Source organism: Streptomyces sp. NPDC058459, assembly GCF_042721685.1.
In the GTDB taxonomy this organism is placed as follows: Bacteria; Actinomycetota; Actinomycetes; order Streptomycetales; family Streptomycetaceae; genus Streptomyces.
This window is the reverse complement of sequence record NZ_JBHXLV010000002.1, coordinates 71959-97221: the sequence shown is the minus strand read 5'-3', so window position 1 is coordinate 97221 and position 25263 is coordinate 71959. Positions and strand designations below refer to the sequence as shown.

The window sequence follows — 25263 nt, the reverse complement described above, 5'->3', positions numbered from 1 at the left end:
GCATCCCGGAGCCCAGTTGAGGATCAGGGACGCGGACGGCACGCGGATCACCTGCTTCGCGACCAACACCCCCGACCGCCCGATCGCCGCTCTCGAGCTCCGTCACCGGCTGCGGGCCCGGGGCCGAGGACCGGATCCGGGCCGCCCGGGCCACCGGCTGCGCAACCTGCCCCTGCACACCACGGCCCAGAACCGCATCTGGCTTGAGATCGTCCAGATTGTCCTGGACCTGCTGGCCTGGATATCGATGCTCGCCCTGACCGGCACCGCACGGTTCCGGGAACCTCGCCGCCTGCAATTCCGCCTGTCCTCCGCAGCCGGACAACTCGTCACCACCGGCCGGCGCCGCATCCTCCGCCTCGCCCGCCACTGGCCCCGGACAGCCGAAATCACCGACGCCCTCGAACGACTTGCACTCCCACCCAATCCCGGCTGACCAGCGGATCCACCTGTCCCTACGAGAAGAAGACCCGGCCGGAGCAGTGCAACCCGGCGCCCAACCGAGGCGACACTCGGGCCCTCGGAATGCGCGCCATCAGCCAGCGAAAGCAAAACGGTCCACCGACCCCGTCGGCGGACCATTATGCAAGATCGAGGCTAATGCCGAAAAAGGCCATTTGTCTAACCATCCTTTGCGCGATGCGGGTGACGGTGACGGTGCCCGTATCTTCCAGAGTTCTATTGCGGCCGCATGCCCGCGCTATCGATTTCTTATCCCTGTGCTGTCCTCGACGGATACCGGATCGATAGCACGACACATGACATTAGGTCCTGCCGACCTCGGCGCCCCTTCAGCAGGCAGCCCTCACAGTCCTCAGAAAGTAGTCCAACGACCGTGGTGACTGGTTGGCGGTGCGCCGTGGCGGGCGAGTTCAGCATGTACGCCACCGCCTTGAGCACGGCACGCTCGTCCAGCGACGCGGCCCCGCCGTGCCGCAGACAGGAGTCGAACGACGGCGACGACGGGACGGCCAGGTCCCGAAGGCAGTCGGGAATCAGCCGCTGCGGCACATCGGTACTCACAAAGGGCATCAGGCCGCAGCTCACACCGTCACCACGTGAGACGAACCCTTCACGCAGTTTTCCGTGCCGAACGACCCAACAGAGTCAGGTGATCATGAACCCGGAATTCTACTCGCGGGTTGCCGACGAGTTCGGTGAATATACCAGTGCGGGGATGCGCACGGATGTCTTTCCGGACGGGGACCCGGAGGCTGCTTTTGACGAGCTGGCCAGGGGCCTGGGCGGTCCGGATGGCCGGCTGGTCGATGTCGGCTGCGCCGACGGGCGCAACCTGCTGAGGATCGCCCCGGCGTTTGGAAGCGTCCTCGGCATCGACATGTCGTCGTCGATGCTTGAGTCAGCCGAGCGGAAGCGTACAGGGACGGGGCTCGGGCACGTCGGGTTCGAGCGGCACGATGCTTCGCGTACCGGTCTTCCTGACGGGGAGGCCGACGTGCTCACGTCTAGACGAGGGCCGTTGTTCCCGGGCGAGTTCCGCAGGGTGCTAAAGCCCGGCGGTCACCTGATCTACATGGGCATCGGCGAGACGGATGTCCGCGCACTGAAGGAGACCTTCGGCCGGGGCCAGCTCTACGGCCGCTGGGACGGCAGGCCAGTGATGGACGACGTGAGCGCGGAGCTCACCGAAGCTGGCTTCACGGTGGTGCTACAGAAGGCTTTTCAAACCGAAGAATTTTATCACTCGCCAGTCGAGCTCGACAGGTTTCTGCGTCAAGTGCCGATTTTCGAGGACTACGACACCGAGGCGGACCGGGTTCCGTTTGAGCGCTACGTGGCATCGGCCGGCAGTGACCGTGGTGTCCGGCTCGACCGGCACTGGTTCGTGGTCCAGGCGAGGAGGACGGCGTGACGATCTTCGACGACCTCGAGTCCGAAGTCCGCAGCTACAGCCGGCTGTGGCCGGTCGTCTTCGACCGGGCGCAAGACAGTCGGCTGTTCTCCGAAGGCGGTCGGCCCTACCTGGACTTCTTCGCCGGTGCGGGTGCGCTCAACTATGGTCACAACAACGCCTTCCTCAAGCAGGCCCTCGTGGACTACATCGCCCGGGACGGGGTGTCGCACGCGCTGGACATGTCTACCGTGGCGAAGCGGGACTTCTTGGAGACCTTCCAGGAGGTCGTCCTGACGCCGCGAGAGCTGCGGTACAAGGTGGCGTTCCCCGGTCCGGGCGGTGCGAACGCGGTCGAGGCGGCACTGAAACTGGCCCGGCGGGTCACCGGACGGCAGTCAGTGGTGAGCTTCACCAATTCGTACCACGGGATGACTCTTGGGGCCCTCGCGGTCAGCGGTAACGCGGCGAAGCGCGCGGCCGCCGGCGTGGCTCTGACCCTGACGACGGCGCTGCCCTACGACGGTTATCCGGGTATCGGGGAAACCGGCCCGCACCATCTCGACCGGCTGTTGTCGGACCCGGGTAGCGGCCTGGACCGGCCGGCCGCGGTCATCGTGGAGACCGTTCAGGGCGAGGGCGGACTGCGGGCCGCCGACGCGGACTGGCTGCGTGACCTCGCAGGGGTGTGCAAACGGCACGAGGTGCTGCTCATCGTGGACGACGTCCAGATGGGCTGCGGCCGCACCGGGTCGTTCTTCAGCTTCGAGGACGCCGGGATCACCCCCGACCTGGTGTGTCTGTCCAAATCCATCGGAGGGTTCGGCCTGCCGCTGGCTCTCCTTCTCATCCGGCGGGAGTTGGACGTCTGGAAACCGGGCGATCACAATGGGACGTTCCGCGGTGTCAGCGGGTCCTTCGTGACCGGAGCGCAGGCGCTGCGCTCCTATTGGAGTGACGGGACGCTGGAGAAGTCCACTCGCGAGCGAGCTGAGCGGATCAGGGCGGCTCTGAGCGCCATCGCCGACGAGCACCCCGAGGCGGGCCTGGAGGTCAGGGGCCGGGGATTCGCGGCCGGACTACGGTTCGCCGTGCCCGGCGCGGCCCGCGCGGTGTGCGTCGCGGCCTTCGAGAGGGGCCTGCTGATGGAGACCTCCGGTGCGGCTGCCGATGTGGTGAAACTGCTGCCCCCGCTGACCATCAGCGACGACGACCTGGACGAAGGTCTCGACATCATCCGTACCTGCGTGGACGCGGGACTCGAGCGGAGCAAGTGAGAGGTCAGGGCTGTGCCAGAAAAAATTCCCGAAGTCGACCTCGAGGCGTGGCGCACGGCGTCCGACGCCGAGCGTGCTCTGATCACTGCGGAGTTGGACACCGCGCTACGCAACACCGGAATGTTTCTCCTGTCCGGGCACGGTGTGCCGCGAGCGGTGATCGACGACTTCCGGGACACCGCGAAGCGGTTCTTCGCGCTGCACAGGGATGTCAAGGCCCGATACGCCATCGAGGCCGCGTATGACAGCGGGTGGCTGGAGATGCATCCCCCCGGCGGGGTCGGGGTACCGGTGAGCGAGGCCGAGGACGCCCCGAGCGCGCCAGATCTTCATGAGTCGTTCTACGTGGGACCAGGTCATCGGACCGGCGACGAGCAGCGGAACCGGTTCAACTACCCGGTGAACCGCTGGCCGGTCGAGCTTCCGGAACTGCGGGCGGCGGCGGATGCGTACACGACGCACATGGTGCGGGTGGTACAGGCGGTCAACGAACTGCTAGCTGTCACGCTGGGGCTCCCGGAGGATTTCTTCACCTCGCGGGCGCAGCGGGCGACGTGGACGCAGAACGCCAGTTGGTACCCGTCGTATTCGAGCATCGGAGAGGTCGCACGCGGTCAGTTCCGCAATGGGCCGCACACCGATCTCGGGACCATCACCCTGCTGAGCCGACAGCCCGGTGTGGGTGGGTTGCAGGCGAGGGACGAGGAGGGCTGGTTCTCGCCGCCGTACAGCCCGGACTCGCTGATCGTCAATCTCGGGGACCTCATGGAGCGGTGGACCGACGGTCGCTGGCGGGCGTTGAAGCACCGTGTGTTGCCGCCCAGTCCGACGGCTCCGGACGAGGAACTGCTCTCGCTGGTCTTCTTCTTCGAGACCGACCCCGACACGCTGATCGAGCCGCTGGCCGTTCCCGCCGGCGGCGGCCGGGGGCTGTCGTCGGTGTACGCGCGGCGGAGCGTCCTGGAGAAGCTCGGTGTCTCGCCGGATTCCGTCCCGGGGGCCGAAGCATGAGCAGAATCGTTACTGTGGTGTCGGGAGGAATCGACTCGGTCACCATGGCGCATCACCTCGCCGCCGAGGGCCACGACCTTCAGGTGCTGTCCGTCGACTACGGTCAACGCCACCGGAAGGAATTGGAGTTCGCCGCCGCCGTCGCTCAGCGGCTCGGTGCGCCGTACGAAGAGGTCGATCTGCGCTCATTGCGTGGCGTCATGCGCGGATCGTCGCTGACGGACCCGTCCGTGGCGGTGCCCCGTCCGGACCGGCCGGTCGGGGGGAACCCGAACATCGTGCCGAACCGCAACGCCGTCTTGTTGTCGGTGGCTTTCGCGCTGGCGGTCACCGTAAGGGCCGATGCCGTCGCCTTCGGCGTCATGGCCGAGGACGTCGGTCCGTCCGACACCTCTCCGGAGTTCCTGCGGCTCTTCCTCGAGATGGAGAGGGTGGCGACCAGGGGTTCGCTCCCGCCTGAGACCGAACTGCTCGCTCCGCTGATCGAACTGCCAAAGACCGGAGTCGTCGCTCTCGGCGAGAAGCTCGGCGTGCCTTGGGACCAGACCTGGACCTGCTTCCGCGGTGAGGACATCCACTGCGGCGCGTGCGCGGCGTGCGGAGAGAGACGCGGAGCCTTTGCGGACCTCGGCATCACGGACCCGACGACCTACCGCGAAGCGTGGACCCGGCGGTGACCGGCGCCAGCCGCCTTGTCGGCGGCCCCCACACGGAAGGAGACAGTGCCGCGTGGAACCGGAAATCGTAGTCAACGAGATCTTCGGCCCGACCGTCCAGGGCGAGGGCCGATCCCTCGGCCGAAGGTGCGCGTTCCTGCGGCTCGGCGGCTGCAACCTGTCGTGCACCTGGTGTGACACGCCCTACACCTGGGACTGGACCGGAGTGGGCGACTCAGGGGTCGCGTACGACCCCCGTGAGGAGTTGCACCGCCGTCCTGTCGGCGAGGTGGCCGAGGAACTCTTGGCATTCGGAGTTGAGTTGATTGTCATCTCCGGCGGCGAGCCACTCGGCCAGCAGAGCCGACTGGTCCCGTTGGTCGAGCTGCTCACCGCGCGAGGTATGGAGATCGAGATCGAGACCAACGGCACACACGCGGCGGACCCGGCCCTGGTGGCCGCCGGAGTCCGCTTCAACGTCTCGCCGAAGCTGTCCCACTCGGGCGACGCGGCCCATCGGCGGATCAGACCGGACGCGCTGAGGAGCCTCGCGGCGACCGACGGCGTCACCTTCAAGTTCGTCTGCCGCGACGCCGGAGATCTGGACGAAGTGGCGGCACTAACACAGGAGTTCAATCTAAACCCAGTCTGGATCATGCCGAAGGGGCAGTCGGGCGCCGAGGTTGGCCGGCACATGGCCGAGCTAGCCGACGAGGTGGTCACACGAGGCTGGAACCTGACCACACGCCTGCACACCTTGTTGTGGGGCGACACGCGAGCTGTCTGAACGCGTGTCCGAATCAAGAGAGAAGGACGAATCGGAAACATGACGCTGCGCATCACGAAGAAGTTCGAGTTCTCCGCCAGCCATCAACTCTCCGGCCTGGCCGAGGGACACCAGTGCTCGCGGCTGCACGGCCACAACTACGTCGTCGAGCTGGAGCTGAGCGCCGATCTCACCGAATTGACGCCGACGGGGTTCGTCCGTGACTACGGCGAGTTGGCCCCCTTCAAGTCGTGGCTCGACCAGACGCTCGACCACCGTCACCTCAACGACCTCGTGGACGAGAACCCCACCGCCGAGAACCTCGCGGTGTGGCTCTACGAGCGCTGGTCGAAGGACTTCCCGGAGCTGACCTGCGTGCGCATCTCCGAGACCCCCAAGACCTGGGCCGAGTACCGGCCCTGAACAACCGGCCGGCTGACGAGAGCAGCCGCCCGTTCATCGGAATCGAACAATGGCCGTGCCGGTCGGACTGGAGAGGTGCCTGAATGTCTGCGACGACGTGGATGCCGGAGGATGACGTCGATCCGGAGAAGCCCCGCGAGGAAGACCCACTGGTCGGACTCGCCCGGCAGCTCCTGAAGGAGATTGGGGAAGACCCCGACCGCGACGGGTTGCGCGACACACCGGCGCGGTTCGCCCGGTGGTGGCGTGAGTTCATCAACTACGAGCCAGGCTCGGTCGGTACTCTGTTCGAATCGGCCGGAACCAAGCAGTTGGTCATCGTCTCGGACATTCAGGTCTGGTCGCTGTGCGAGCACCACCTGCTGCCGTTCAACTGCTCGGTGACGATCGCCTACCGGCCTGCGGACCGGTTGCTGGGCCTGTCGAAGTTCGCCCGGATCGCGCATCGGCACGCGCACAAGCTCCAGGTCCAGGAGCGGCTGGTCTCCGAGATCGCCGAGGCCGTCACGGGACTCAGCGGGGCACAGGACGTGGCCGTCATCGCTAAGGGCGAGCACCTGTGCATGACGATGCGCGGCATCAAGGCGGCGGCCCAGATGACCTCGACGGCCTACCGCGGGGCCTTCAGCGAGGACGCCGGGCTGCGAGCCGAGATGTTCAGCCTGCTGCGCCCCTGAAACCGATCCACACCCTTGGAGACCTATCTTGGGCCGCTGCCCTGGCCTGTACCGGGTCGCTGCCGCGGCCCCGAGGAGCATGCGCCATGGAAACACCATCGGTGTCAGGAATCGGGCGAGTCGCCACTCGGCCCCCGGGGTTGGAAGCGCCGATGACCCTGCTACGCGAACCGGCCGTCGCCGCCGGCGAGTCGATCAAACAGAGCATTCCGATCGGATTGCGGGACCGAGCCGACGACGACGGGGCCGGCGCCGCGCTCTTCGGCCGACGGCTGCGCGACCTACGACTGGGGAGCGGGTTGTCCCAGAAGCAGCTGGCGCGCTCCAGCACGCTCAGCGTTCGAGCGATACGTGATCTGGAGAACGGGAGGGTACGGCACCCCAGGGCGGACTCCCTGCGCCTGCTCGCCGACGCTCTCGGCCTCAGCGCCCGTCAGCTGAAGGGGCTGGCGAACGACCACTCGCGCGGCTGCCCGGCCGGCGTCGCCGAGCCGACGGTGAGCGGCCCGTTCATCGGCCGGGAGCAGGAGCTGGCTGCGCTGACGACGATGCTCGGTCCCGAGCACCATCGTCTGATCACGGTCGCCGGGATCGAGGGCGTCGGCAAGTCCCGGCTCGCGTGGGAGGTGGCGCACGCACTGGAGGCGGCCGAGCACGCGACGGTCCTCTGGCTGCCCCTCCATGACGACCGGCTCCGTAGCGGACAGGCGCCCGGGGGGGCTCCGGACCATCCCACGTGGTGGCCCGACAGCCGACGGCGCCTCGCAGAGACCATCGGGAAGTCGAACAGCATTCTCGTCCTTGACGGCGCTCGCCCGGAAGACGAACTGACGGACGTCACGGCGCATCTCCTGGCCATCTGCCCCCGGCTGCGCATTCTCGTCACGACGAGGAATCCCGTCGGCATGCCCCTCGACACGGTCTTCCCCCTCGCGCCGCTCTCGGTGCCCTCGCCGGATGTCGAGGCGGCGGACCTGGACAGCGTCGCGTCGGTGGCCCTGTTGCTCGCGCAGACGAAGCGCATTCGGCCGGCTTTGCGCCCCGACCTCGACGTCCTCACGGACATCGCCCGGATCTGCCGCGCGCTCGACGGCCTTCCCGCCGCTCTCGAATCCGCCGCCTACTGGAACTTGATCTACTCCCCGCGAGAGCTCGCCCACCAACTCGCCGTCGAGCCGTTTGCCGTGGCACGGCGGCCCCCGGGCAGCCATCAGCGGTCGGATGCTTACGCGTCGGTCCAGCACACCGTCGCCACGCTGAGCAGCCGCCAGCGAGCCCTGCTGTCGATCATGTCTCACAAGCCATCCCGCGAAACGGACGGTTACTGGTCGGTGGCGGAGGTCGCGGACGAGATGGGCCTGTCGGTTGCGGACTGCGCCGACGACATCTACCACCTCGTCATCCTTGGCATCCTGCACCGCGTCGACCGCCACGACGTGGCGATGTTCAGGGTGCTCAACATCGTCTGCTTCGCCGAACAGCGCGCGCTAGCTGGACGGAACGACATCGCAGGACAGCGCACCGCCGCCTGAACTGCATACCACGAGAGAGGACTTGATCAGTGCGCCTCTGCACTCTTCGCACTGGGACCGGTGAGGACGTCGGCGTGTCGGTGCCCGGCGGAATCGCCGTACTGAGCCTCGTCAACGCGACTGAGGGGACCAGCTACGGTCCCACCCTTCTGAACATCATCCAGAAGGGCGAGGCCGTGGCGCTCGCTGCCACGGTCGCCGGCCTGCCCGACCTCGTCAGCCAGGGCATGGGGGCCGAGCCGGTGTTCGGACCGCTGTACCGATGCCCACCGAAGCTGTGGGGTGTGGGCCTGAACTACGTACGTCACGCCGACGACCTTGGCGTACTGCAGCCGGCCGACGCCCCCGGCTCCTACCTGCGGCCGTCTTCCACCGTCATCGGCTACGGCGACGACATTCTGCTCCCCGGCCAGTCGCAGCGCGTCACCGCCGAGGCCGAGCTCGGCGTGGTCATCGGCACCACCTGCCGGGACGTGCCGGCCGAGGACGCCCCATCCGTCATCTTCGGCTACACCAGCGTCCTGGACATGACGGCCGAGGACGCGATCAGGCTCAACCCCCGTCACATTCCGTGGGCGAAAGCCTTCGACACATTCTGCAGCCTCGGCCCCTGGGTCGTCACGCCTGACGAGATCCCCGATCTGTCCGCCGTGCGGATCTCCACCGTCGTCAACGGGCGAACGATCGCGTCCAACCAGGTGTCCGCAATGAAGTACGACCCGTATTGGCAGGTCGGCTACTTCTCCGGTGGCATGCTCCTCGAAGCCGGATCCGTGATCGCCACGGGTACCCCGGGCGCCGGCGTCATCCACGACGGAGACACGGTGGAGGCCCTTGTCGAGGGCGTCGGCGACCTCCGCAACACCGTCAGGCTCAAGGCTGCCTGACACTGCGACGGAACCCTGCTTCCGCCGGCCTGAGGCGGGCTCTCGCGCGCGGCGGGCCGGGTGGGCTATTCGGCGCCGTGACCCCGTCGCGGCGCCGAACACGTTCATCCGACCGTCGGGTTGGCGGGGTCGGGGGCGATCTCCAGCCTGACGCTCTCCCGTGCGGCGGCCAAGGTGCGGAGCACGGTTGCCCGGTCCGTACCGTGCACCGAGGCGCTGACCGGAATGCACATGTTGTGGTCGGTGATCGGCACATGGTCGCCGGGCTGGAACTCCACGAGCACATCGGCGACTCCGGGTAGGGCGCGCAGCGTGTCGAGCCCGTGCGTGGCCACCAGCGTGCCGGGTGCGTCGTCGTTGCGGATGACGACGGAGCCGAGCACGGCTCGAAACCCGTGATCGCCGTCGATCATGTCTGGACGGCGGCCGAGGAAGCACTCCACGGCGTCGTGGAATGGTCGCAGGTCGGAGTGCCTCATCCACATTGGGACCGCGGGGCCGCCCGAGAACCGGGCCGCGAGTTCGATCAGGTAGACATCGTCCCCGTCCCCACCGCACTTGACCTCGATATGGCCGGGCCCATAACGGATGCCGAACGCATCGAGTGCTTTCTTGCAAAACCGCTCCACCCGGGCGTAGTCGGGATGGGAGTCGTCGATCTGGACAATGTCCCAGAGGGGGAAATCGTAGTCGCGGTCGTCAGGCCACCGGTATTCCCAGATGTCGATCAGCCGGTGCGCACCGTCGGCGCTGCAGAAATTCACCGCGTATTCTCGCCCGCGCACGTATTGCTCGACCAGCCATTCCTTCACCGGTCGGTCGTGCCAGTCCACCGCAAGCCCCTTAGTCGCCCCGTCCAGGTCCGCCGCGTTACTGATGACTATGACGCCGTAGGAGCCCGAGCCCATCGTCTGCTTCACGATGACGGGAAAGCCGATTTCCCGGGCGGCGCCCGCGACCGCATCGAGGGAGTCCACAAGCCGGAACTCCGGAACGCGGACCCCCGTGTGTACGGCCCTGGCCCGCATCGCCGCCTTGTTCCGCCGCGCCCAGCTCAGAGTGTGGTCGTTTCCAGGCAGGCCGAGCCGCACCGCGATCTCGTCGGCCACGTGAAGGGTCGACCCACGGGCGGGGACGACGGCCCACGGCTCCAGCCCGGCCTCGCGGACCTGCCAGACGGCGTCTTCCACCCCGTCGGCCCGGAGCGACGTCTCACCGGCGGGGCCGGACAGGGCCGCGGCCGTGGACGATGGCCCCGTGGACAGCGAGACTGCCTGAAAGCCCAGATCGCGTATGGCGGCCTTGTACGCGTGTCCGTTCCTGCCGTCCGCGGGGTCGACCAGCAGGACCACCGGGTCGTTCGATTCCACCGAAAACTCCTCTACGTAGCGACGGTCAGCGCGCGGCCATGGCTTTGGCGGCCTCGATCACCATGGCCTCCTCGGGGTGGACCCGGTCGATGTCGGCGACCGCTGCCATCAGCTCGAAGACATCGACGTTCGCGGTCTTCGCGCATCTGCTGATCAGCGGGAAGAAGCTGGAGTGCGTACGGGTGATGCCACCGACGAGCTGGTACGTACGGTCGTCGTGCAGTCGCTCCAGCGGGCGGACGACGGCTTCGCTCAGTTCCGCGAGAGCCCGGAAGTCATACGCGTCGCGACAGCCCTGGGCATGGAGGGTCGCCGCGAACGTCTCCGTCACGGTGTTGCCGGCCCCGCGGCCGATGCCGTCGAGCGTCGTGTCGACGAACCGTGCGCCGCTCCCCGCCGCCGCGAGCGCGTTGGCGTTGGCCAGGCTCAGGTTGTCGTGCCCGTGGAAGCCGAGTGGAACCTCCACCGACTGACCGACCTTCTCGAACAGCTCGGTGACATCCGAAGGTAGGTAGCCACCCACCGAGTCGACGAGGTAGACGATGTCAGCGCCGTACTCCGCGCACTGCCGGACCGCGTCCGTGACGCCGTCCGCTTCGAGCACGTTCGTTTTCATGAGGTTGGCGAACGCCGTGACGCCGAGGTCCTTGGCGAGGGCGAGGAAGGCCTCGGCCGGGGCGACGGCGGAGATGTCCACGCCGACCCGGACGAACCGCATGCCGGCTGCCACGGCCTGCTTCAGGTGATCCAGCTCGGCGATTCCCGGGATGCAGAACATTCCCCAACTCGCGTGCGTCAGCGTCTTGGAAGCGATGTCGAAGCATCGTGCGTCGGAGACGAGGCTGGGATGAGCCGTGCACTCAGCGGCGTTGAGGCCCAGCCCGTGACCCAGCTCGACGAACCCGATACCTGCTCTTTCAAGACCAGTCAGAACGCTTTTGATCGTGCTTTCAGTGAACTTGAAGTCCACGGCATAACTACCGTCACGGAGCGTGCAGTCCAGGATTTCGACTGCGGATGGCTGCCCGTCCATGGCGGCCATCGGCGATGTCTCTGACATTGAACACCTCAAGCAGAGAAGTAATGGGAGAACAGTGTTCCGACACTAGCCGAGAAGTGCCCGTCCGTCGGCGGCAGATGCCCGGCAGAAAGGCACGAAGTGGCGGGCGTACATGCCTCTTGAGGCAACTGAGGCGACGCGGATTGGCAGGGAAAAGGAATGAAGCAGACGCTGCCTTGGTCAGGTTGCGCTGACCGGTCGCAGTTCGCTGACGAACGTGTCGAAGCGGGAGCGGTAGGAGCCGAAGCGCACCTTGTTGACGTCCGGGTCCGGCGGCCCACCGTCGACCTCGATCTCGGAGAACCACCATCGCCCGCCAGCGCAAAGGAAGTCGACGCAGAGGTACGGCAGCCCGACCTCACGGGCCACCGCTCGCGCCGGGGCGATCACCGCATCGGGCATGGCGGTCCACTCGGCCGTGCCGCCCTGGGCGAGATTGCCCGCTAGCGCGTCGCCGCGCAGTGCACGCGTCAGCACGCTGTGCGGCTCGCCGTCGAGGCAGTGCACACGGTAGTCGACCGCGTCCCGTCCCAGCCACGGCTGGATCACCACCGTCAGCTCGGTGGCGGACGCCCAGGTGAGCACGGCATCCAGTTCTGCGATATTCAAGGCGACGAATACACCGTTCCCGCCTCCCCAACTGGCGGGTTTTACCACCACGGGGAAGTCGATGTCGCTCGCGCGCATCGAGGCGGTGCACCAGTCGAGATGGTCCCGGTCGTATCCGCGGGTACACAGCCGCACCGACGGCAGCCTCGACACCTCACTGCCGAAGCGCTGCAGCGCGGTGAGCGTCTTCTCGTTGTTGATCAGGCTGAGCCGGACGGGGACTGTCGTGAAGAAACCGGCCGCTGACAGGGCGGCGTAGGTCGTCAGGTGCCGCCAGTAGTCGTATCGGTCGACCGGCCACGTGACCAGCTTCGTGTGGAAGAAGGCCCTGTCCCGTGCGACGAGCGCACCGCGCACGCGGACCGAGGCGCCGTCGTCCTGCGTGACGCCCACGACGACGTCGTCGACGCTGATCCGGGTCAGCCGCATGCCCGCCGCGTGCGCGGCGTCGTCGTAGCCTGTGTTGATCGGGGCGTCGTAGGGATTCGGTGACTTGCTCGCGCGCTCTGAACGGATCCAGAACATCGTGATCGCGTCGCTGTCGTCCACTGTCGTCATGCTCAGACTCCGATTGCCGAGGCCGAAACCGCGTCGCTCGCGGCACGGAACCGATGAAACGCCTCGCGGTAGGCGACGAGTTGGACTTCGACGGCGTCGGCGTCGGCGTCGGGTGCGAAGCCTGTGCAGTCCACATACGACAGCCAGAAGCGATCGGCGTCTTGGACGAACCCGACCCGGACGTAGGCGAGTCCGAGCGTGGTCGCGACCGATCTCGCTGGGTCGGACAGCCGCTCGGCGAGTGCCCCTTCCAGACCGGTCGGCTCGCCGTCGACGCACACCACGGCGTGTTCGACGACGTGGTCTCCGAGCCATGGCTGCACGAGGAGGGTCACCTCGGACGCGCCCGCCAACTGCAGGAAAGTGGTCAGCCTGCGTTCGTTCTCCGCGACGAAGACCCGGTCGCCGGGCCGGCGGACCGCCGGACGCACCGCCACCGGGAACTCCAGCCCCCAGTCGGCCACGCGCAGCCGGTCGCGATGGACCTCGATCTCGCGGGTGCACAGCCGCACCGACGGCAGGGTGCGCACCTCGCCGAGGTCGAAACTCAGGAGCGGCACCATCCTGTCGGTCCAGGTGATGGAGTGAACGGCGGGCACGGTGACCATGAACTCGGCGGCTTCGAGTATCCCGATGGTACTCAACAGGCGCCAGGCGTCCGCCGCCTGCGTGGACCCGCCGACCGAGCCGGTGTGGAAGAAGGTGTCGTGCGGGTCCACGCGTTCGCCCCGCACCCGCACGACTGCTGTCTCTCCCGTCTGGCTCACCACCAGGTCGTCGACCGTGGCCGTGCGCAGATCGACGCCGAGGTCCGCCGCCGCCGCGATCAGGTCCCCTACGCACGCGTGGTCGGCCGCCGCGACCGAGGTGTGGTCGCGTTCCGATCGGAGCCAGATGAGGGCGGGGGGAGAAAGGGTGGGCATGGATCTCGCTCCTGGATCGGGGGCGCCAGGCGAAGGGGATCGCGGGACGGCGCCCGGAAACGTACGTGCGGGCGGTGCCGATAAAAGGTTCAGTCGTCCAGCACGGCCAGAGCCCGCGCGGGTGCGCCGTCTCCGCCGCGGACGTTGAGCACACCGACGAAGAGCGTGGTCCACCGGTCCGCGATCTCGCGCAGTACGAGGTTCTCCACGATCAGCGTGCCGGCGCCCAGCAGTGTGCGGTGCACGTCGTAGGGGAAGTCGGCCGGGCGCATGCTCATCGGAAGATCCGGGCTGATCGTGTCCATACCGATGAGGCGCAGCCCCGTGTCCACGGCCCATTGGGCCGCGTCGACCGCTAGGTAGGGGTGGCTGTCCACATAGGCCGACTCGCCGTAGCGGTCGTCCCAGCCGGTGCGGATCAGCAGGGCGTCACCGGGTTCGAGGTCGACGGCGGACTTCAGATCGGCTGACGTGATCGGAACGGGCTCGTCCCGCAGTACCTCGATGCAGTACGCCCGGCCGACCAGCGTCGACACGGGCAGGTGGTCGAGCGTGGCGCCGTCTTCGACGAAGTGCGACGGGGCGTCCATATGGGTGCCGATGTGCGTCGGTATGTTCAGTCGCATGACCCGCATCCGGTCGTCCGCCCATGTGCTGGTGGGCGTGAACTCGGGGGCCTGGATCGTGCGCGCGTGCGGCATGCCCGTTTCCAGCGGGCGGGAGAGATCAACTGTACGTGGCATGGGGTGCCCACTCCTTGGCTTCGACTTAGTTGGCTCGTCCGTCTTCGTACACGCCGTAGATGCGGCGCAACCTGCGTTTCGAGGTGGTTTCCCGGAACGGTCGGCGGCCGTGCAGAATGCGCCGGTTGTCCCACATAAGGCCGACGCCACGTTCGAGCAGCACGGCTTCCGCGTCCACCGCAGCGGCAGCGGAGACCTGGTCGAATGCGTCCATGGCCGCAAGAAGCGCCGGCGGAAGCGGTGTGCCCTCGGCGGCGAATGCTTGCTCTATGTACATGCGGACGTAGCGCAGTTCATATCCGTTGTCCGTCCGCGTCAGCACGGGCTGCCGTTTGATCTTGACGCCGGCCATCTGGTCCTTCACGTCGAACGGCACAGGCCGACTCAGTTCGGCGACATGGGCCGAGTCGATCCGGTTGAGCTGCTGAACCAGGCTCTCGACGTCCATCAGCAGCGTTTCCCCGCCCGTCGCGGACGACAAGCCGAACAGAAAGGCAACGTCGGGCAATTGCGGCAGCAAGGTGCCGTCGGTGTGGTAATTGCCCGTCTTGTTCGAGTTCGAGTAATGGCTGGTGGCTGCGGCTCCGGCCTTGACCTCGACGGGATAGATGAGTTCGCCGGAGCTGTACTGCGGAACCGGGCGGAAAAGCACCGTGAAAAGATTCCAGAAGATGGTGCTGATGTCGTGTTCGCTGAGTCCCTCCGGGGCGACTCGCACGACGACGCCCCCCGCGTCCTTCCGGATGGCCGAAACTATCTCGTCACGCAGCGCAAGGATCTCTGCACCGGCCGCCGGGAAGATCTCCGTCGGCCACTGGTCCAGAGGCGCTTCCCTGTCGATTTCCCGCTCCAGCAGTGCTGAAGACGCCGCGTCGGAGATCGTGAACTCCGGGATCGTGTATTCCGCTGCCATCGTGACTTTGTCCATTTCTAAGGGAAGGGTCGTGAGACTTGGTCGGCGATCAAGTGCCTTTCACGTATCGAGCGGCCACTTGCGATAACGGCCCGATGGAATTTGCAGCACGTCGCGCTCGACAAGTTGCCAGTCGCTTCGCACAGGCGGCTGCTCCGTCCTGCGGCGCTCGCTCATGCGGCTCCGATGGAACTCGATCACATCGGAGGAGAATCTCAGCCGGCCGGTGTTCAGGTAGCGCACCGCACCCTGGACGTCTCGGGCCGTTAGTACCTCGCCACGGTTGTAGACGCTGGGGGAGAAGGGTATGTCCAGATAACCTCGCGCGAATGCCTTCACTGCGCCGTCCGTGAGGCTCCCGTCGCCAGCCATGAGGACGCTCTCGAGGATCTGATCCACTTCGGCGCGCAGGACGGTCGCCTCTTCGTGGACCGTCCGCTCGTCCACCTCGACGCTGTTCGACTCCAAGGCGCCCAGGCGGCTGAGTTGCAGGCCCTCCTGGTTGTCAGACACCGACGGAATGGTGGTCGCCTCGACCGGTGTCTTGACGATCAGCCGCGAAGCACCGGACAGCCGACCGGTGGCCGCGGAAGCCACGATCAACTGCGTCGCCCGCTTCCGGTCCTGCGGGAAAGCCGCCATGTGCTGGTGGAACACGATGTTGACCTGAACTCCGGGATATCCCAGGTTTGCCAGATATTTCTGGCCGAGTTCGCGCAGGACCTTGATCGCAGCGATGTCTTGGGATCGGTTTCCCTGTTCGGCGTATCCGAGTGATACCGAGCCCACGCCTTGGCTGGCCGCCAGCATGGCCTCGATCAAGTTGACGACGATCGCCAGACTGGGTGGGATCAGCACCGCCGTGAGGGTGCCGAAGAACTCACGGTCGATGACCACACCGAACTTCTCACGATAGAGACCGACCAGCCGGTCGACGTACTGCCACTTGCGAAGGGACTGAGCTGGCGAGTAGTCCTTGAAGTAAGGGATGTTGTACGTGATCGCGCCGCCCTCGAAACCGGTCACGCCACCGGCGCATGAGATTTCGGCGAGGAGTCGTGGGTCCCGCGTGCTGTGCCGGGTCTGCAGCGGTGTCCCTACCTCCGATATCACCTGCCGGAGAACGTCGACCCCGTGATTCACCATGGGGAATCCGTTGAGCGTGGAGGCGCCGCGTTCCCGGCTCTCAGCGATCGCGTCGCCGGCCTTGCGGTATTCGTTGTTCCTGGTGAGTGAGTCGATCTGGTAGGACAGCACGTCCGCGCCAGCCCGACGCAGGGCCACGAAGGCCGCGCGTTGCTCGGCGGCAAGTGCCACGCCTGAGCGCGGCTGCACCAGGAACGGTCGCTCCCCCCGGGGACGCGGCGTGTGCGCGCGACTGAAGGACGGCTGCCGGAGCAGGAAAGCCGCGTTATCCGCCAAGTCCCGCGCACGCGCACCGGTCGGCCAGGACTCCAGCACTCCGGTCCGCTGTTGCTGCAGTTCCTTCTCGGTGAGTCGCTGGTCGGGCGGCGCCGTGCCCGGTTGGGCGGGCCAGGAGACGGCTACCGGTCCGCCGCGTACCGCCGGAGGCCGAGTCGAGAGATCCTCGGTCAGCACGGAGAGAATCGTCGGAATGTCGACGTACGTCGGAAAGACCCGCCGAAAGCCAAGCCGGCGTGCATCGCCGCGTATCCGCTCGGAACTGCCTACGTCTAGGTTTCCACCGGCATACCAGAGCGCATCGATGTCGGGATGCTGGAGCATCAGGTCCGGAAACCGCTTCAGATAATGGCGCAGATGACCGTCCATGCACGAGATCATCACGACATCCGCGTTGGCCGCATGCCCGAAAAAATCGTCGAGGCTGTTCTGGGTGCCCATGAAATAGACAGTGTGGCCAGCCTCCGTGATGGCGTGTTTCAGCAGCGTGAGGCCCACCGAATGGGCATCGGCGCCGATCCCGCCGAGCACGATCGACCGTGGCTTCGGCAATGCCTCTGACATCGAATACCTCGGGCGATGGAAGGTGGGGCAAGGTCGTGTCGACAGTAGCGGAGAAATGCACCTGCACCAGCGGCAGAAGTGCGGCAGAAGCCCGGCAGAAAGTGCGGGTCCCACGGTGTAACTGCCGCTCCGGCAGCATGGGATGCCTTGCGGTGTGTGGCCCTTACGTGTAGGAATTGGACCGCATGGATCTGCGGGATCCGTAAGGGCGCGACGAGGAAAGGGTTACTCGGTGGCCAGCATACTCAGTGATAGTCAGGTGGATTTCTACCGCGAGAACGGGTTCTGCGTCGTCGACGGAATATTCGACGCCGAACTGATCGGGAAGGTACGATCTGTCGTCGACGGCCTGCTTGCCTCCGCGAACCTCGCCGATGTGGCTGAGGCGGAGCCGGAGGACGGCTCCAAGGCTCGCCGCATCTGGGCCCCGACCTCCAAGGACGAGCTCTTCGCCCGTATCGCGGAGGACCCCGGGCTCCTCGACGCGGTCGAGCAGCTGATCGGTTCGGACATCGTGCTGCAGTACTCGAAGCTCAACGTGAAGCCGCCGCGTGTGGGCAGCGTCGTCGAGTGGCACCAGGACTTCGCGTTCTACCCGCACACGAACACCGACCTGGTCGCCGCGCTGATCTATCTCGACGACGCGACCCGGGAGAACGCCTGTCTGCGGGTAGTCGCCGGTTCGCACCGGCACGGCCTTCTCCAGCACGAGGCGGGGGGCTACTTCGTGGGCAAGGTCTCGTCGCCGGCGAACGTGGGCTTGAAGGACTCCGCGATCGTCGACTGCGAGGCGACCGCTGGCTCGGTGGTGTTCATCCACCCCCTGCTCCTGCACTCGTCGGAGAAGAACCTGTCGGACGTGTACCGCCGCGTCTTCATCCCGTCCTACCGCGCGGCCGACGCCCTCCCCATCTACTACGGTCCGCATGCCGCGCACAACGAGCCAACAGCGAAACTCGTGCGCGGCCGTGCCTCCAAGGTCGTGCGGAGCGAGGCCGGGCAGTGGCGGCTGCCGGTCGCGGAGGCGGAGTTCAACTCGCTGTACCAGGTTCAGGAAGGCTCTCACGTGAACGATGGCGTGAAGTCGTCCACCGGCTACTTCGCCCACGAGTACGACACGAAGGACGCGGTAGGCGCCACGATGTGAGGTGCCTCCGGCATGCAGACCAGTACGGCCCCCGCCGCATCCGACGAGAAGACGCAAGGAGCATCATGACCAGCTCGCTCAGCGGAACGCCCGCTGTTGTGCTTATGGACCCCTGCGGGCCGGGCATGGGTTTCAAGCCCCAGGTGGCCGGGCGCGGAATGGCCGTGATCTCCGTGTACACGATGCCCAGCGAGCACCTCCGGATCCGGTACCCCGACCACACCGTCGGCGACACGGTCAGTCTCCACGCCGCGGAACTCCACGATATCCGGAAGCAACTGGCGGAACTGGGCGCCGACATCCGGGCTGTGGTACCCGCCAACGACGTGGCCGTGGACAAAGCCGACACACTGGCCGAGGAGTTCGGCCTGCCCGGCAACGGTGCGCGGCTGGCCCTCGCCCGCCGGGACAAGTCCGCGATGCGGGAGACCGCCGCGCGGTCGGGAGTCCGTATTCCCCGGTACGTGACGGTCGAGGACGCGGCCGACATCACCCGTGCCGCGCACGACGTGGGCTTCCCGGCCATCGCCAAGCACACGACCGGGGCCGGGTCGCACGGTATCCGGCTGCTGAGCGGGCCGGGGGATGCCGAGGACCTCTCAGACCTGCACCAGACCGACCACTTCGGAAGGCGGGTCGAGGGCTGGCTGGTCGAACAGTACGTGCGGGGGCGGGAATTGGGGGTCAACTTCTTCTCCCACGACGGCACGCATCACGTCCTGGACATCTGGGAGTACCGGCAACCCGACGACCGGGACTACTCGTTCCCGTACTGGGAGTGGGCGCAGATCTCCCGGGACGATCCCGACTGGCAAACAGCCGTCGACTACGTGCGGCAGGTGCTCGACACGTTCGGCGTACGTCTGGGCCCCAGTCACACCGAGATCAAGATGTCGGCCGGCCAGCCCCACCTCATCGAGCTGGGCGCCCGGCTGCCCGCGTACCCCATGATCGACGCGTGGCTCGCGCACAGCGATCTCGACCCGCATCGCCAGAGCCTGGCCGTCCGGCTGGGCGAGGTGCCGAAGATCGCGACCGTGTCGGTGAAGTTCGACGGCTACTGCGGCGCCAACGCCATCCGCAATGACGGGCCGGCCGGCCGTCTTGTGGAGATCCGCGGACTGGACGAGGTGGAGCAACTGCCCGGCGTGGACAAGGTGGTGGTGCGCTACCGGCCGGGCGACCTGGTGCCGACGACCACCAGCATCCCGACCATTCCGCTCAGGGTGAGCGTCTCCGCGCCGGACCGCCGGACACTGATCCAGCGCATGGCCGCGGTCCGCGACACCGTGAAACCAGTGATCGAACCGGTCTGCTGATCCCGATGACGTTCTTGTCCCAGTACCGGGAACTCTTCGCTCTGCCCCAGTTCGGCTCGTCCCTGTTCGCTGCGGTCGCGGGCAAGCTGAAGCCGGGTATCTCCGCGGTCGCCCTCCTGCTTGAGGTCGCGCACTATCGGGGCCTCGGTCAGGCAGCCGTGGTGGTCTCGGTGTCCGCGCTGGCCGGCGCCACCGTCCCGCTGAGGGGCAGGCTCATGGACGGCTACGGCTACACCCTGGTGATGTTTCCGGGGCTCGTGGCGCATCTGGGCGCCCTGATCGTCCTGGTCTGGAACGAAAGCACACACGGGTCGTTCGCCATCACAGTGGTCTGCGCGTTCATCGCGTCGGCGTCGCTTCCTCCTATCTACATCGTGACCCGGCTGATGTGGGGAGCGATGACGACGGACGACCTCCGGAGATCGATCCTGTCGCTGGATGCCGTGCTGACCGACGTGGGATACATCGTGGGTCCCACCATCGCCGCCGTTCTGGTGGTGGCGGTGGCGCCGTGGGCCGGTCTCGCCGCCTCCGCGCTGCTGACCACCATCGCGACTCTCCTGCTGCTCTCCCGCAAGCTCCCGCACCAGCACAGACAGGTGCGGTCCGCGGAGCGCCACTGGCTGGGCCCGCTGCGTGACCGGGCGGTGCGTCGGACCATGGTGGCGGTGGTGGCCTTCTTCGTCGCGGTCCGTGCGATCGAGCTGGCGTTCCCCGCCTGGGCCCAGCAGCACGACGCACCGCTGATGAGCGGAGTGCTCCTCAGCTGCATGTCGGTGGGCAGCATGGCGGGCGGCCTGGCTCTAGGAGCCCTGCCGGCCAAGAGGGCGAGCCGGGCCACGTTCCCCGTCACGTTGGCCGCGCTGTCCGCGGGAACCCTGCTGGTGGCGGCGGCCAGCCTCAGCTGGACCGCGATCCTGATCGTGGCCGCGGCGATCATGGGAATGGCGGTGGGGCCCAGTTTCGTGGCCCTGTGGGCGACGGTCGGTGATCTGTCTCCGGAGAACATGGCCGCGGAGACGCAATCGTGGATCAGTTCGTTCATGTCGTTGGGCGGAGCCGTCGGGGCAGCTGCCAGCGGGGTGGTCGTCCAAGCGCTGGGACCAGGGGCGCTGCTGCTCCTCGCGGCCGTGGCCCTCGCTCTCGCCTCCGGGCTGGCGCATCTGGCGATCAGCGGTAGAACGAAGACGTCGGAGCAGGCGCCGGGAGTCGATACCTCCCGCGTCGTGACATCGGAGGTGCAGTGACTCGTCAACGGGTGGCCCTGGTAAGCCATGTCGGTTACGACGCCTACCGCCACGATGACGGCAGCCCCTTCTTCCCTCCGGACGAATACGACATCACCCTGCTCGCGCGGTCTCACGACCTCGCTCAGGTGCCCCCCGGTCAGGTGGACCGCTGCATCCCGGTGCACATCCACCCCACCGGAGAGCTCACAGAGTCGCTGCCGGAACTGGTCAGTGACCTCGAGTTCGACTGGGTGGTGGCGACCCAGGAGCGACTGCTGCTGCCGGCCGCACGTCTGCGCGAGACCCTAGGCGTCGGCGGGATTGGCACGCAGCACACGCTGCTGCTTCGCGACAAGATGGCGATGAAGCGCCACTTCTCGGCGCATGGGATCCGGGTTCCGGAATTCATGGAAATCCCTGAACCCATCCGGGCGACAGAGCTTCTCGGCAAGTTCGGTCAGATCGTCGTCAAGCCTGTCCTCGGCTCTTCTTCTCTGGACGTGCATATCGTCCGCGATCAGAACGAGCTGCTGCGCTTGCAGCAACAAGGGTTCGCTGGCCCAGACCGGTACGAGGCCGAAGAATTCATCGCCGGCCGTCAGTTCCATATCGACAGCGTCGTCAACAACGGTGTACCGGTGTCTGTCTCCGTCTCGCAGTATCTGGACTCGCATGAAACATTTCCGTTGAATGGGCAGGTCCGGTCGCACACCCTTGACGATGGGCCGGACCTCGACGTCCTGGTCGAATTCAACCGCGCGGTGCTCGGGTGCATCCCTTGGTTCAGTGGTGCCGCGCACCTTGAAGCATTCCTCGATGCCCATGGGAGGGCGGTGTTCTGCGAGTTGGGCGGACGCCCCGGCGGTGCCGGAATAGACACTACATTTCGGTATCGTCACGGGGTTTCGCTGCTTTTCGCCAGCATCTTGCCGCAGATCGGGCGCGTTGTCCCGGACAGCGTAAGTCAGGCGCATACGGACCGGCCGGCGACCGGTTGGTCCATGATCTATCCGCCGAGGCTGGGGCGCTTTCGTGGGTTCGATGCGTTTCCGCGGGCCGAGTGGTTGCTTCAGCTCAGGGCGCCTTACCGTCCGGGTGAACTCGTCAGGCAACCCAGGCAAGCAAAGGACGCGGTCGCGGTCGCGTCCGTCTGCGGCAGGGATTCACGTGAAGTCGTAAGTCGGCTCGCCGAGGTCAAGAGCGAGATCATCGTGTCCATTACCCCGGAGTGATCGATGACTGCAGGGGTGAGACGCCGCCGTAAGCGGCGCACAAGCCTGCCGGTGATCACCTAAAGGCAGCCTGCAATTCCCATAGGAACGCTCGGGTGCGCTCTCGCGACCGGGTCGCTTCATAATGGTGAGATTGCCGTGCCAACTGGGCAGTCCCGTTCACATGCTCAGCCCCTTTCCTAAGCGCTATCGACTACGGCGAGGAAGAACTCCTGGGGCTGCTCATCCACGCACACCATGCTTGCCCGCTGAACTGGCTGGCCCGCTCAACCCGCTGCTCGACGGCCGCCTTGCCGTCACCGGCACCGTCGGCGTTTGCCATGTCCGGTCCACGCTGACCGCGGCCTTGGCCGCGCCCTGACGCGAAGGCGCAGTAGAGGACCCACACCCTGCATAGAGCCTCTCTTTGTCGTCATAGGTGCACCTTTCGGCGGCTGGCCGGTGGCCGGAAGTCTTTGGACGGCGTAATACCGATGATCACAGACCGACCAAATGCACGTGCGCCGATCAGGTAAAACGTCACTCAGTAGCACGACCAAGCATCATGCAGCATGAACGCTCACGGTCTCGTAATGCGTAGGTCTCGGGTTCGAATCCCGAAAGCGGCTCTTTCAAGACCCAGGTCAGATACCAGTTGACCTGGGTCTTTTGCTTTTCCTTGACCTTCCCCGGTGGGGGGCGAAGCGCTCGGCGAGCCCGCAGGCTGCGATGTGAGGCCGAGGTGCGGCTATTTCTGCAGCGGCGCTGCAGAGGTGTGGCCAGGACGTGTGAGCCGAGAGTCGGCGAGACGACGGTGGCTTTGTTCGATCTCCACAAGTGCCGCAGCCGGCCGGCGACGTTCCGGCGACGATGCCAGGCGCGCAAACTGGGTGGATTCGCGGGACTTGGACCTGGAATGCTTCATGGCTATGGCAGCAACAGCCTGTGTACCGCCGGTCGAGCAGGAGGCCGAGGCACTCGCGGCCGCGGCACCGAGGATCGGAACGGCCAGCAGCAGCGGACCGGAGGCGAAGAGACCGACGACGGTCCCGGTGGTCTTCTTCATCGCCGCTGCCGTTCGCAGGGGCGGACAGCCCGGCCGGGCGACGGAGTTGGGTCAGGGCGTGGGCGTATCAGGGCGTGCTGCATCGCAGCGGCTCCTCGGGTTCGCAGGAGGCGCGGTACCGACTTCTCGTGCAAAGCCGTCGGCACCGCGCCGATGTGAATCCGCCTCTCAGGGCGGGCCCGGGTCAGGGGAGTTGGTAGCTCCCGGACGCCGGTCTCAGGTCATGCGCGGCAGCCAGCCGCGCTCGTAATCTCAGGCGGTGCACCGGGTCTCCTCACGGCATCGAGAACGAGGGATCAACGTGCCCTCCGGGCCGCGCTCTTGGACGCGGCAACACGGATCAACACAGGTCATCGGGGGCGGAGCCGGGCTCCGCCTCGGTGACACGGCGAGACAGTAGACCGGGATTCCGGCCGCACCAAACGACCGCCGAACCCGGGCCCGGAGCACGCCACGGGCTCGCTAGGTGCGGCCGGAAAACGCGGTTAACCTCCGGCGCAACCCAGCTCCGAACGGCCGTTGTTGACCGCCGTCCGGAGCTGGCCCAGTTCCGTCGTGCCCTGAAAGAGGCCCCGCACATGAGCTACACGCTGCATCGAGGCGACGCCCTCACCGTGCTGAAGACCCTGCCGGATGAGAGCGTCAACGCCGTCATCACCGACCCCCCGTACAACTCCGGCGGACGCACCAGCTCGGACCGCACCGGCCGCACCGCCCGCGCCAAGTACGTCACCAGCGGATCGGCGCACGACCTGCAGAACTTCCCCGGAGAGAACCGCGACCAGCGGAGCTATCGAAGCTGGCTGACCACGCTGCTCACCGAGGCGTACCGGGCCGCGACCGAGCACTCCGTCGCCATGGTCTTCTCCGACTGGCGCCAGGAGCCGACTACCAGCGACGCCCTGCAGATGGCGGGCTGGACCTGGAGCGGCACGATCCCGTGGATCAAGCCCGCCAGCCGGCCCCGCAAGGGCGGGTTCAAGCAGTCGGCCGAGTTCATCACCTGGGGCGTCAAGGGCAGCCTCGAAAAGGACCGGGACCTCTACCTGCCCGGCCACTTCATCGCCTCCCAACCGCGCAAGGACCGCGTCCACATCACCCAGAAGCCGGTCGAGATCATGCAGCAGCTCGTGCAGATCTATTCCGTGACCCTGGTTCAGGTGACGTACCAGTCCCGAGGTGCCCCTCGTGAGCCCTCCGGTGGCCGACCGGTGGCCAAACGTGCAAATGGCGTGCAGCGGCGGTGGCCAGGAACGACGATGGGGGTGGGCGTACGGCAGTCTGGCCGTTGTTCCGTTCCTACAAGACGTCGCTCTGCCTCACAGCCTGGGGGACATCGGCAACCACATCAGGGGGCACGGCTATGATGAAGTTTCCCCGTGATCTCGGACATTCGTTTGTTATGCCGCGAGAGCGTGCTGGTGCCGTTGCCGGGTCTCAGCCGGGGTGAGGTAGCCGAATACCTTGTGTTTGCGCAGGCGGCGCCGGTTGTAGAACGTCTCGATGAAGGCGAAGACCTCGGCGCGGGCGGTGGCCCGGACGAGTTCGGCGCGGTGATGGTCGGCCATGGCATAGCCGACGACTTCGCGGGTGGCCAGGTCCAGCCAGCAGGCGAGGTAGAGCCAGCCCTCCGCGGTAGGCGGGTAGGTGATGTCGCCCACCAGTCTGGTTCCGGGCGTATCGGCGTGAACGTCGCGGCCGATCAGGTCCGGGGCCGGCGTCCCCTTCTTGTCCGGCCGAGTCAGTGAGCGGTGCTTGCGGCGGGTGACGCCGCGGATGTCGTGCTCGCGCATCACGCGGGCTATGCGCTTGCGGTTCACCCGCCGCCCGAGGCGGCGCAGCTCGGCGTGGATACGGGGGACACCGTAGGTACGGCGGGAGGCGAGGTGCAGCATGGTGATCTCGTGCGCGAGTGCGTCGTCGGCGGCCCGGCGCCTGCGGCGGGCGGCTTCGCCCTCGCGCCAGGCGTAGCCAGGCGTAGTAGGAGGAGGAGCGGGCCACATGCAGGACTCGGCACAGCAGCACGATCGGATAGTTCGCCTTCTCCG

The 25263-nt window shown here is 66.7% G+C and carries 24 protein-coding genes; 15 read left to right on the top strand and 9 right to left on the bottom strand.

Translation table 11 applies throughout. The annotated features are described in order from the left end of the window. Positions 1-16: 16 nt before the first annotated feature. The 10 genes from ACFWN1_RS01025 (at position 17) to ACFWN1_RS00980 (ending at position 9081) form a co-directional block, all read left to right on the top strand. Positions 17-436 carry a transposase gene (locus tag ACFWN1_RS01025; RefSeq protein WP_384356827.1) on the top strand — a complete coding sequence of 140 codons (420 nt, stop codon included), beginning with the start codon at positions 17-19 and terminating at the stop codon, positions 434-436. A 681-nt stretch (positions 437-1117) separates the two neighbouring features. Further along, the gene (locus tag ACFWN1_RS01020) at positions 1118-1873 is read left to right on the top strand and encodes a class I SAM-dependent methyltransferase (RefSeq protein ID WP_384356825.1); all 756 of its coding nucleotides are present in this window, start codon (positions 1118-1120) and stop codon (positions 1871-1873) included. After that, a complete protein-coding gene (gene ectB / locus ACFWN1_RS01015; protein ID WP_384356822.1) occupies positions 1870-3129 on the top strand; it encodes a diaminobutyrate--2-oxoglutarate transaminase in 1260 nt (419 codons plus the stop codon). Before ACFWN1_RS01020 ends, ectB begins: the two co-directional genes overlap by 4 nt. A 12-nt stretch (positions 3130-3141) precedes the next feature. Continuing rightward, entirely contained in the window at positions 3142-4140 is a 999-nt protein-coding gene (locus ACFWN1_RS01010; RefSeq protein ID WP_384356819.1) for an isopenicillin N synthase family dioxygenase, read from the top strand. Beyond that, on the top strand, positions 4137-4817 hold the full coding sequence (locus tag ACFWN1_RS01005; protein ID WP_384356816.1) for a 7-cyano-7-deazaguanine synthase: 681 nt from the start codon (positions 4137-4139) through the stop codon (positions 4815-4817). Before ACFWN1_RS01010 ends, ACFWN1_RS01005 begins: the two co-directional genes overlap by 4 nt. A 52-nt stretch (positions 4818-4869) precedes the next feature. After that, positions 4870-5583: a 7-carboxy-7-deazaguanine synthase QueE gene (locus ACFWN1_RS01000; protein WP_384356813.1), complete on the top strand. Its 714-nt coding sequence runs from the start codon at positions 4870-4872 to the stop codon at positions 5581-5583. A 39-nt stretch (positions 5584-5622) separates the two neighbouring features. Continuing rightward, positions 5623-5985 (top strand): 6-pyruvoyl tetrahydropterin synthase family protein, encoded by a 363-nt coding sequence (locus ACFWN1_RS00995; protein WP_384356810.1) that lies wholly within the window; start codon positions 5623-5625, stop codon positions 5983-5985. An 83-nt stretch (positions 5986-6068) separates the two neighbouring features. Then, the gene (folE, locus tag ACFWN1_RS00990; RefSeq protein ID WP_384356807.1) at positions 6069-6662 is read left to right on the top strand and encodes a GTP cyclohydrolase I; all 594 of its coding nucleotides are present in this window, start codon (positions 6069-6071) and stop codon (positions 6660-6662) included. Positions 6663-6814: 152 nt separating this feature from the next. Next, positions 6815-8194 (top strand): helix-turn-helix domain-containing protein, encoded by a 1380-nt coding sequence (locus ACFWN1_RS00985; protein WP_384356804.1) that lies wholly within the window; start codon positions 6815-6817, stop codon positions 8192-8194. 74 nt (positions 8195-8268) lie between these two features. Next, entirely contained in the window at positions 8269-9081 is an 813-nt protein-coding gene (locus ACFWN1_RS00980) for a fumarylacetoacetate hydrolase family protein (RefSeq protein ID WP_384356801.1), read from the top strand. A gap of 104 nt (positions 9082-9185) precedes the next feature. Here the strand turns inward: ACFWN1_RS00980 and ACFWN1_RS00975 are convergent, their stop codons facing one another. The 7 genes from ACFWN1_RS00975 to ACFWN1_RS00945 all read right to left on the bottom strand — a co-directional run bounded on the left by ACFWN1_RS00975 (position 9186) and on the right by ACFWN1_RS00945 (position 17243). Further along, a complete protein-coding gene (locus ACFWN1_RS00975) occupies positions 9186-10451 on the bottom strand; it encodes an ATP-grasp domain-containing protein (RefSeq protein ID WP_384356798.1) in 1266 nt (421 codons plus the stop codon). Positions 10452-10476: 25 nt separating this feature from the next. Then, positions 10477-11511 (bottom strand): hypothetical protein, encoded by a 1035-nt coding sequence (locus ACFWN1_RS00970; RefSeq protein WP_384356795.1) that lies wholly within the window; start codon positions 11509-11511, stop codon positions 10477-10479. A 180-nt stretch (positions 11512-11691) separates the two neighbouring features. Then, the gene (locus tag ACFWN1_RS00965) at positions 11692-12678 is read right to left on the bottom strand and encodes a RimK family alpha-L-glutamate ligase (RefSeq protein ID WP_384356792.1); all 987 of its coding nucleotides are present in this window, start codon (positions 12676-12678) and stop codon (positions 11692-11694) included. Between the two features lie 2 nt (positions 12679-12680). Beyond that, positions 12681-13601 carry a hypothetical protein gene (locus ACFWN1_RS00960; RefSeq protein ID WP_384356789.1) on the bottom strand — a complete coding sequence of 307 codons (921 nt, stop codon included), beginning with the start codon at positions 13599-13601 and terminating at the stop codon, positions 12681-12683. An 89-nt stretch (positions 13602-13690) separates the two neighbouring features. Next, complete coding sequence (locus ACFWN1_RS00955; RefSeq protein ID WP_384356786.1) at positions 13691-14344, bottom strand: cyclase family protein; 654 nt, start codon at positions 14342-14344, stop codon at positions 13691-13693. A gap of 25 nt (positions 14345-14369) precedes the next feature. Further along, a complete protein-coding gene (locus ACFWN1_RS00950; RefSeq protein WP_384356783.1) occupies positions 14370-15272 on the bottom strand; it encodes a TauD/TfdA family dioxygenase in 903 nt (300 codons plus the stop codon). Between the two features lie 45 nt (positions 15273-15317). Beyond that, positions 15318-17243, bottom strand: coding sequence for a methylaspartate mutase subunit E (locus ACFWN1_RS00945; protein WP_384356780.1), 1926 nt, complete (start codon positions 17241-17243; stop codon positions 15318-15320). A gap of 232 nt (positions 17244-17475) precedes the next feature. Between ACFWN1_RS00945 and ACFWN1_RS00940 the strand changes: the two genes are divergently transcribed. The 4 genes from ACFWN1_RS00940 (at position 17476) to ACFWN1_RS00925 (ending at position 22170) form a co-directional block, all read left to right on the top strand. Beyond that, a complete protein-coding gene (locus tag ACFWN1_RS00940) occupies positions 17476-18390 on the top strand; it encodes a phytanoyl-CoA dioxygenase family protein (protein ID WP_384356777.1) in 915 nt (304 codons plus the stop codon). A 65-nt stretch (positions 18391-18455) separates the two neighbouring features. After that, positions 18456-19709 carry an ATP-grasp domain-containing protein gene (locus ACFWN1_RS00935; protein ID WP_384356774.1) on the top strand — a complete coding sequence of 418 codons (1254 nt, stop codon included), beginning with the start codon at positions 18456-18458 and terminating at the stop codon, positions 19707-19709. A gap of 5 nt (positions 19710-19714) precedes the next feature. Then, entirely contained in the window at positions 19715-20956 is a 1242-nt protein-coding gene (locus ACFWN1_RS00930) for an MFS transporter (RefSeq protein WP_384356771.1), read from the top strand. A gap of 11 nt (positions 20957-20967) precedes the next feature. Beyond that, positions 20968-22170: an acetyl-CoA carboxylase biotin carboxylase subunit family protein gene (locus ACFWN1_RS00925; RefSeq protein WP_384356768.1), complete on the top strand. Its 1203-nt coding sequence runs from the start codon at positions 20968-20970 to the stop codon at positions 22168-22170. A gap of 727 nt (positions 22171-22897) precedes the next feature. Here ACFWN1_RS00925 and ACFWN1_RS00920 read toward each other — a convergent pair. Continuing rightward, positions 22898-23215 carry a hypothetical protein gene (locus ACFWN1_RS00920; RefSeq protein ID WP_384356766.1) on the bottom strand — a complete coding sequence of 106 codons (318 nt, stop codon included), beginning with the start codon at positions 23213-23215 and terminating at the stop codon, positions 22898-22900. Positions 23216-23793: 578 nt separating this feature from the next. Here ACFWN1_RS00920 and ACFWN1_RS00915 point away from each other — a divergent pair. Beyond that, complete coding sequence (locus ACFWN1_RS00915) at positions 23794-24582, top strand: DNA-methyltransferase (RefSeq protein ID WP_384356763.1); 789 nt, start codon at positions 23794-23796, stop codon at positions 24580-24582. 33 nt (positions 24583-24615) lie between these two features. On the opposite strand, the gene ACFWN1_RS00910 is transcribed toward ACFWN1_RS00915, so the two are convergent. Continuing rightward, positions 24616-25218, bottom strand: a complete 603-nt coding sequence (locus ACFWN1_RS00910) for an IS3 family transposase (protein WP_384356760.1) — start codon at positions 25216-25218, stop codon at positions 24616-24618. Between the last annotated feature and the right edge of the window lie 45 nt (positions 25219-25263).

What these genes read in the sequence shown, in the direction of transcription:
- ACFWN1_RS01020 (WP_384356825.1), top strand. Translation starts at nt 1,118, where the DNA reads ATGAACCCGGAATTCTACTCGCGGGTTGCCGACGAGTTCGGTGAATAT.
- ACFWN1_RS01005 (WP_384356816.1), top strand. Translation starts at nt 4,137, where the DNA reads ATGAGCAGAATCGTTACTGTGGTGTCGGGAGGAATCGACTCGGTCACC.
- ACFWN1_RS00995 (WP_384356810.1), top strand. Translation starts at nt 5,623, where the DNA reads ATGACGCTGCGCATCACGAAGAAGTTCGAGTTCTCCGCCAGCCATCAA.
- folE (WP_384356807.1), top strand. Translation starts at nt 6,069, where the DNA reads ATGTCTGCGACGACGTGGATGCCGGAGGATGACGTCGATCCGGAGAAG.
- ACFWN1_RS00985 (WP_384356804.1), top strand. Translation starts at nt 6,815, where the DNA reads ATGACCCTGCTACGCGAACCGGCCGTCGCCGCCGGCGAGTCGATCAAA.
- ACFWN1_RS00970 (WP_384356795.1), bottom strand. Translation starts at nt 11,511, where the DNA reads ATGTCAGAGACATCGCCGATGGCCGCCATGGACGGGCAGCCATCCGCA.
- ACFWN1_RS00965 (WP_384356792.1), bottom strand. Translation starts at nt 12,678, where the DNA reads ATGACGACAGTGGACGACAGCGACGCGATCACGATGTTCTGGATCCGT.
- ACFWN1_RS00960 (WP_384356789.1), bottom strand. Translation starts at nt 13,601, where the DNA reads ATGCCCACCCTTTCTCCCCCCGCCCTCATCTGGCTCCGATCGGAACGC.
- ACFWN1_RS00955 (WP_384356786.1), bottom strand. Translation starts at nt 14,344, where the DNA reads ATGCCACGTACAGTTGATCTCTCCCGCCCGCTGGAAACGGGCATGCCG.
- ACFWN1_RS00950 (WP_384356783.1), bottom strand. Translation starts at nt 15,272, where the DNA reads ATGGACAAAGTCACGATGGCAGCGGAATACACGATCCCGGAGTTCACG.
- ACFWN1_RS00945 (WP_384356780.1), bottom strand. Translation starts at nt 17,243, where the DNA reads ATGTCAGAGGCATTGCCGAAGCCACGGTCGATCGTGCTCGGCGGGATC.
- ACFWN1_RS00935 (WP_384356774.1), top strand. Translation starts at nt 18,456, where the DNA reads ATGACCAGCTCGCTCAGCGGAACGCCCGCTGTTGTGCTTATGGACCCC.
- ACFWN1_RS00930 (WP_384356771.1), top strand. Translation starts at nt 19,715, where the DNA reads ATGACGTTCTTGTCCCAGTACCGGGAACTCTTCGCTCTGCCCCAGTTC.
- ACFWN1_RS00920 (WP_384356766.1), bottom strand. Translation starts at nt 23,215, where the DNA reads ATGAAGAAGACCACCGGGACCGTCGTCGGTCTCTTCGCCTCCGGTCCG.
- ACFWN1_RS00915 (WP_384356763.1), top strand. Translation starts at nt 23,794, where the DNA reads ATGAGCTACACGCTGCATCGAGGCGACGCCCTCACCGTGCTGAAGACC.
- ACFWN1_RS00910 (WP_384356760.1), bottom strand. Translation starts at nt 25,218, where the DNA reads ATGTGGCCCGCTCCTCCTCCTACTACGCCTGGCTACGCCTGGCGCGAG.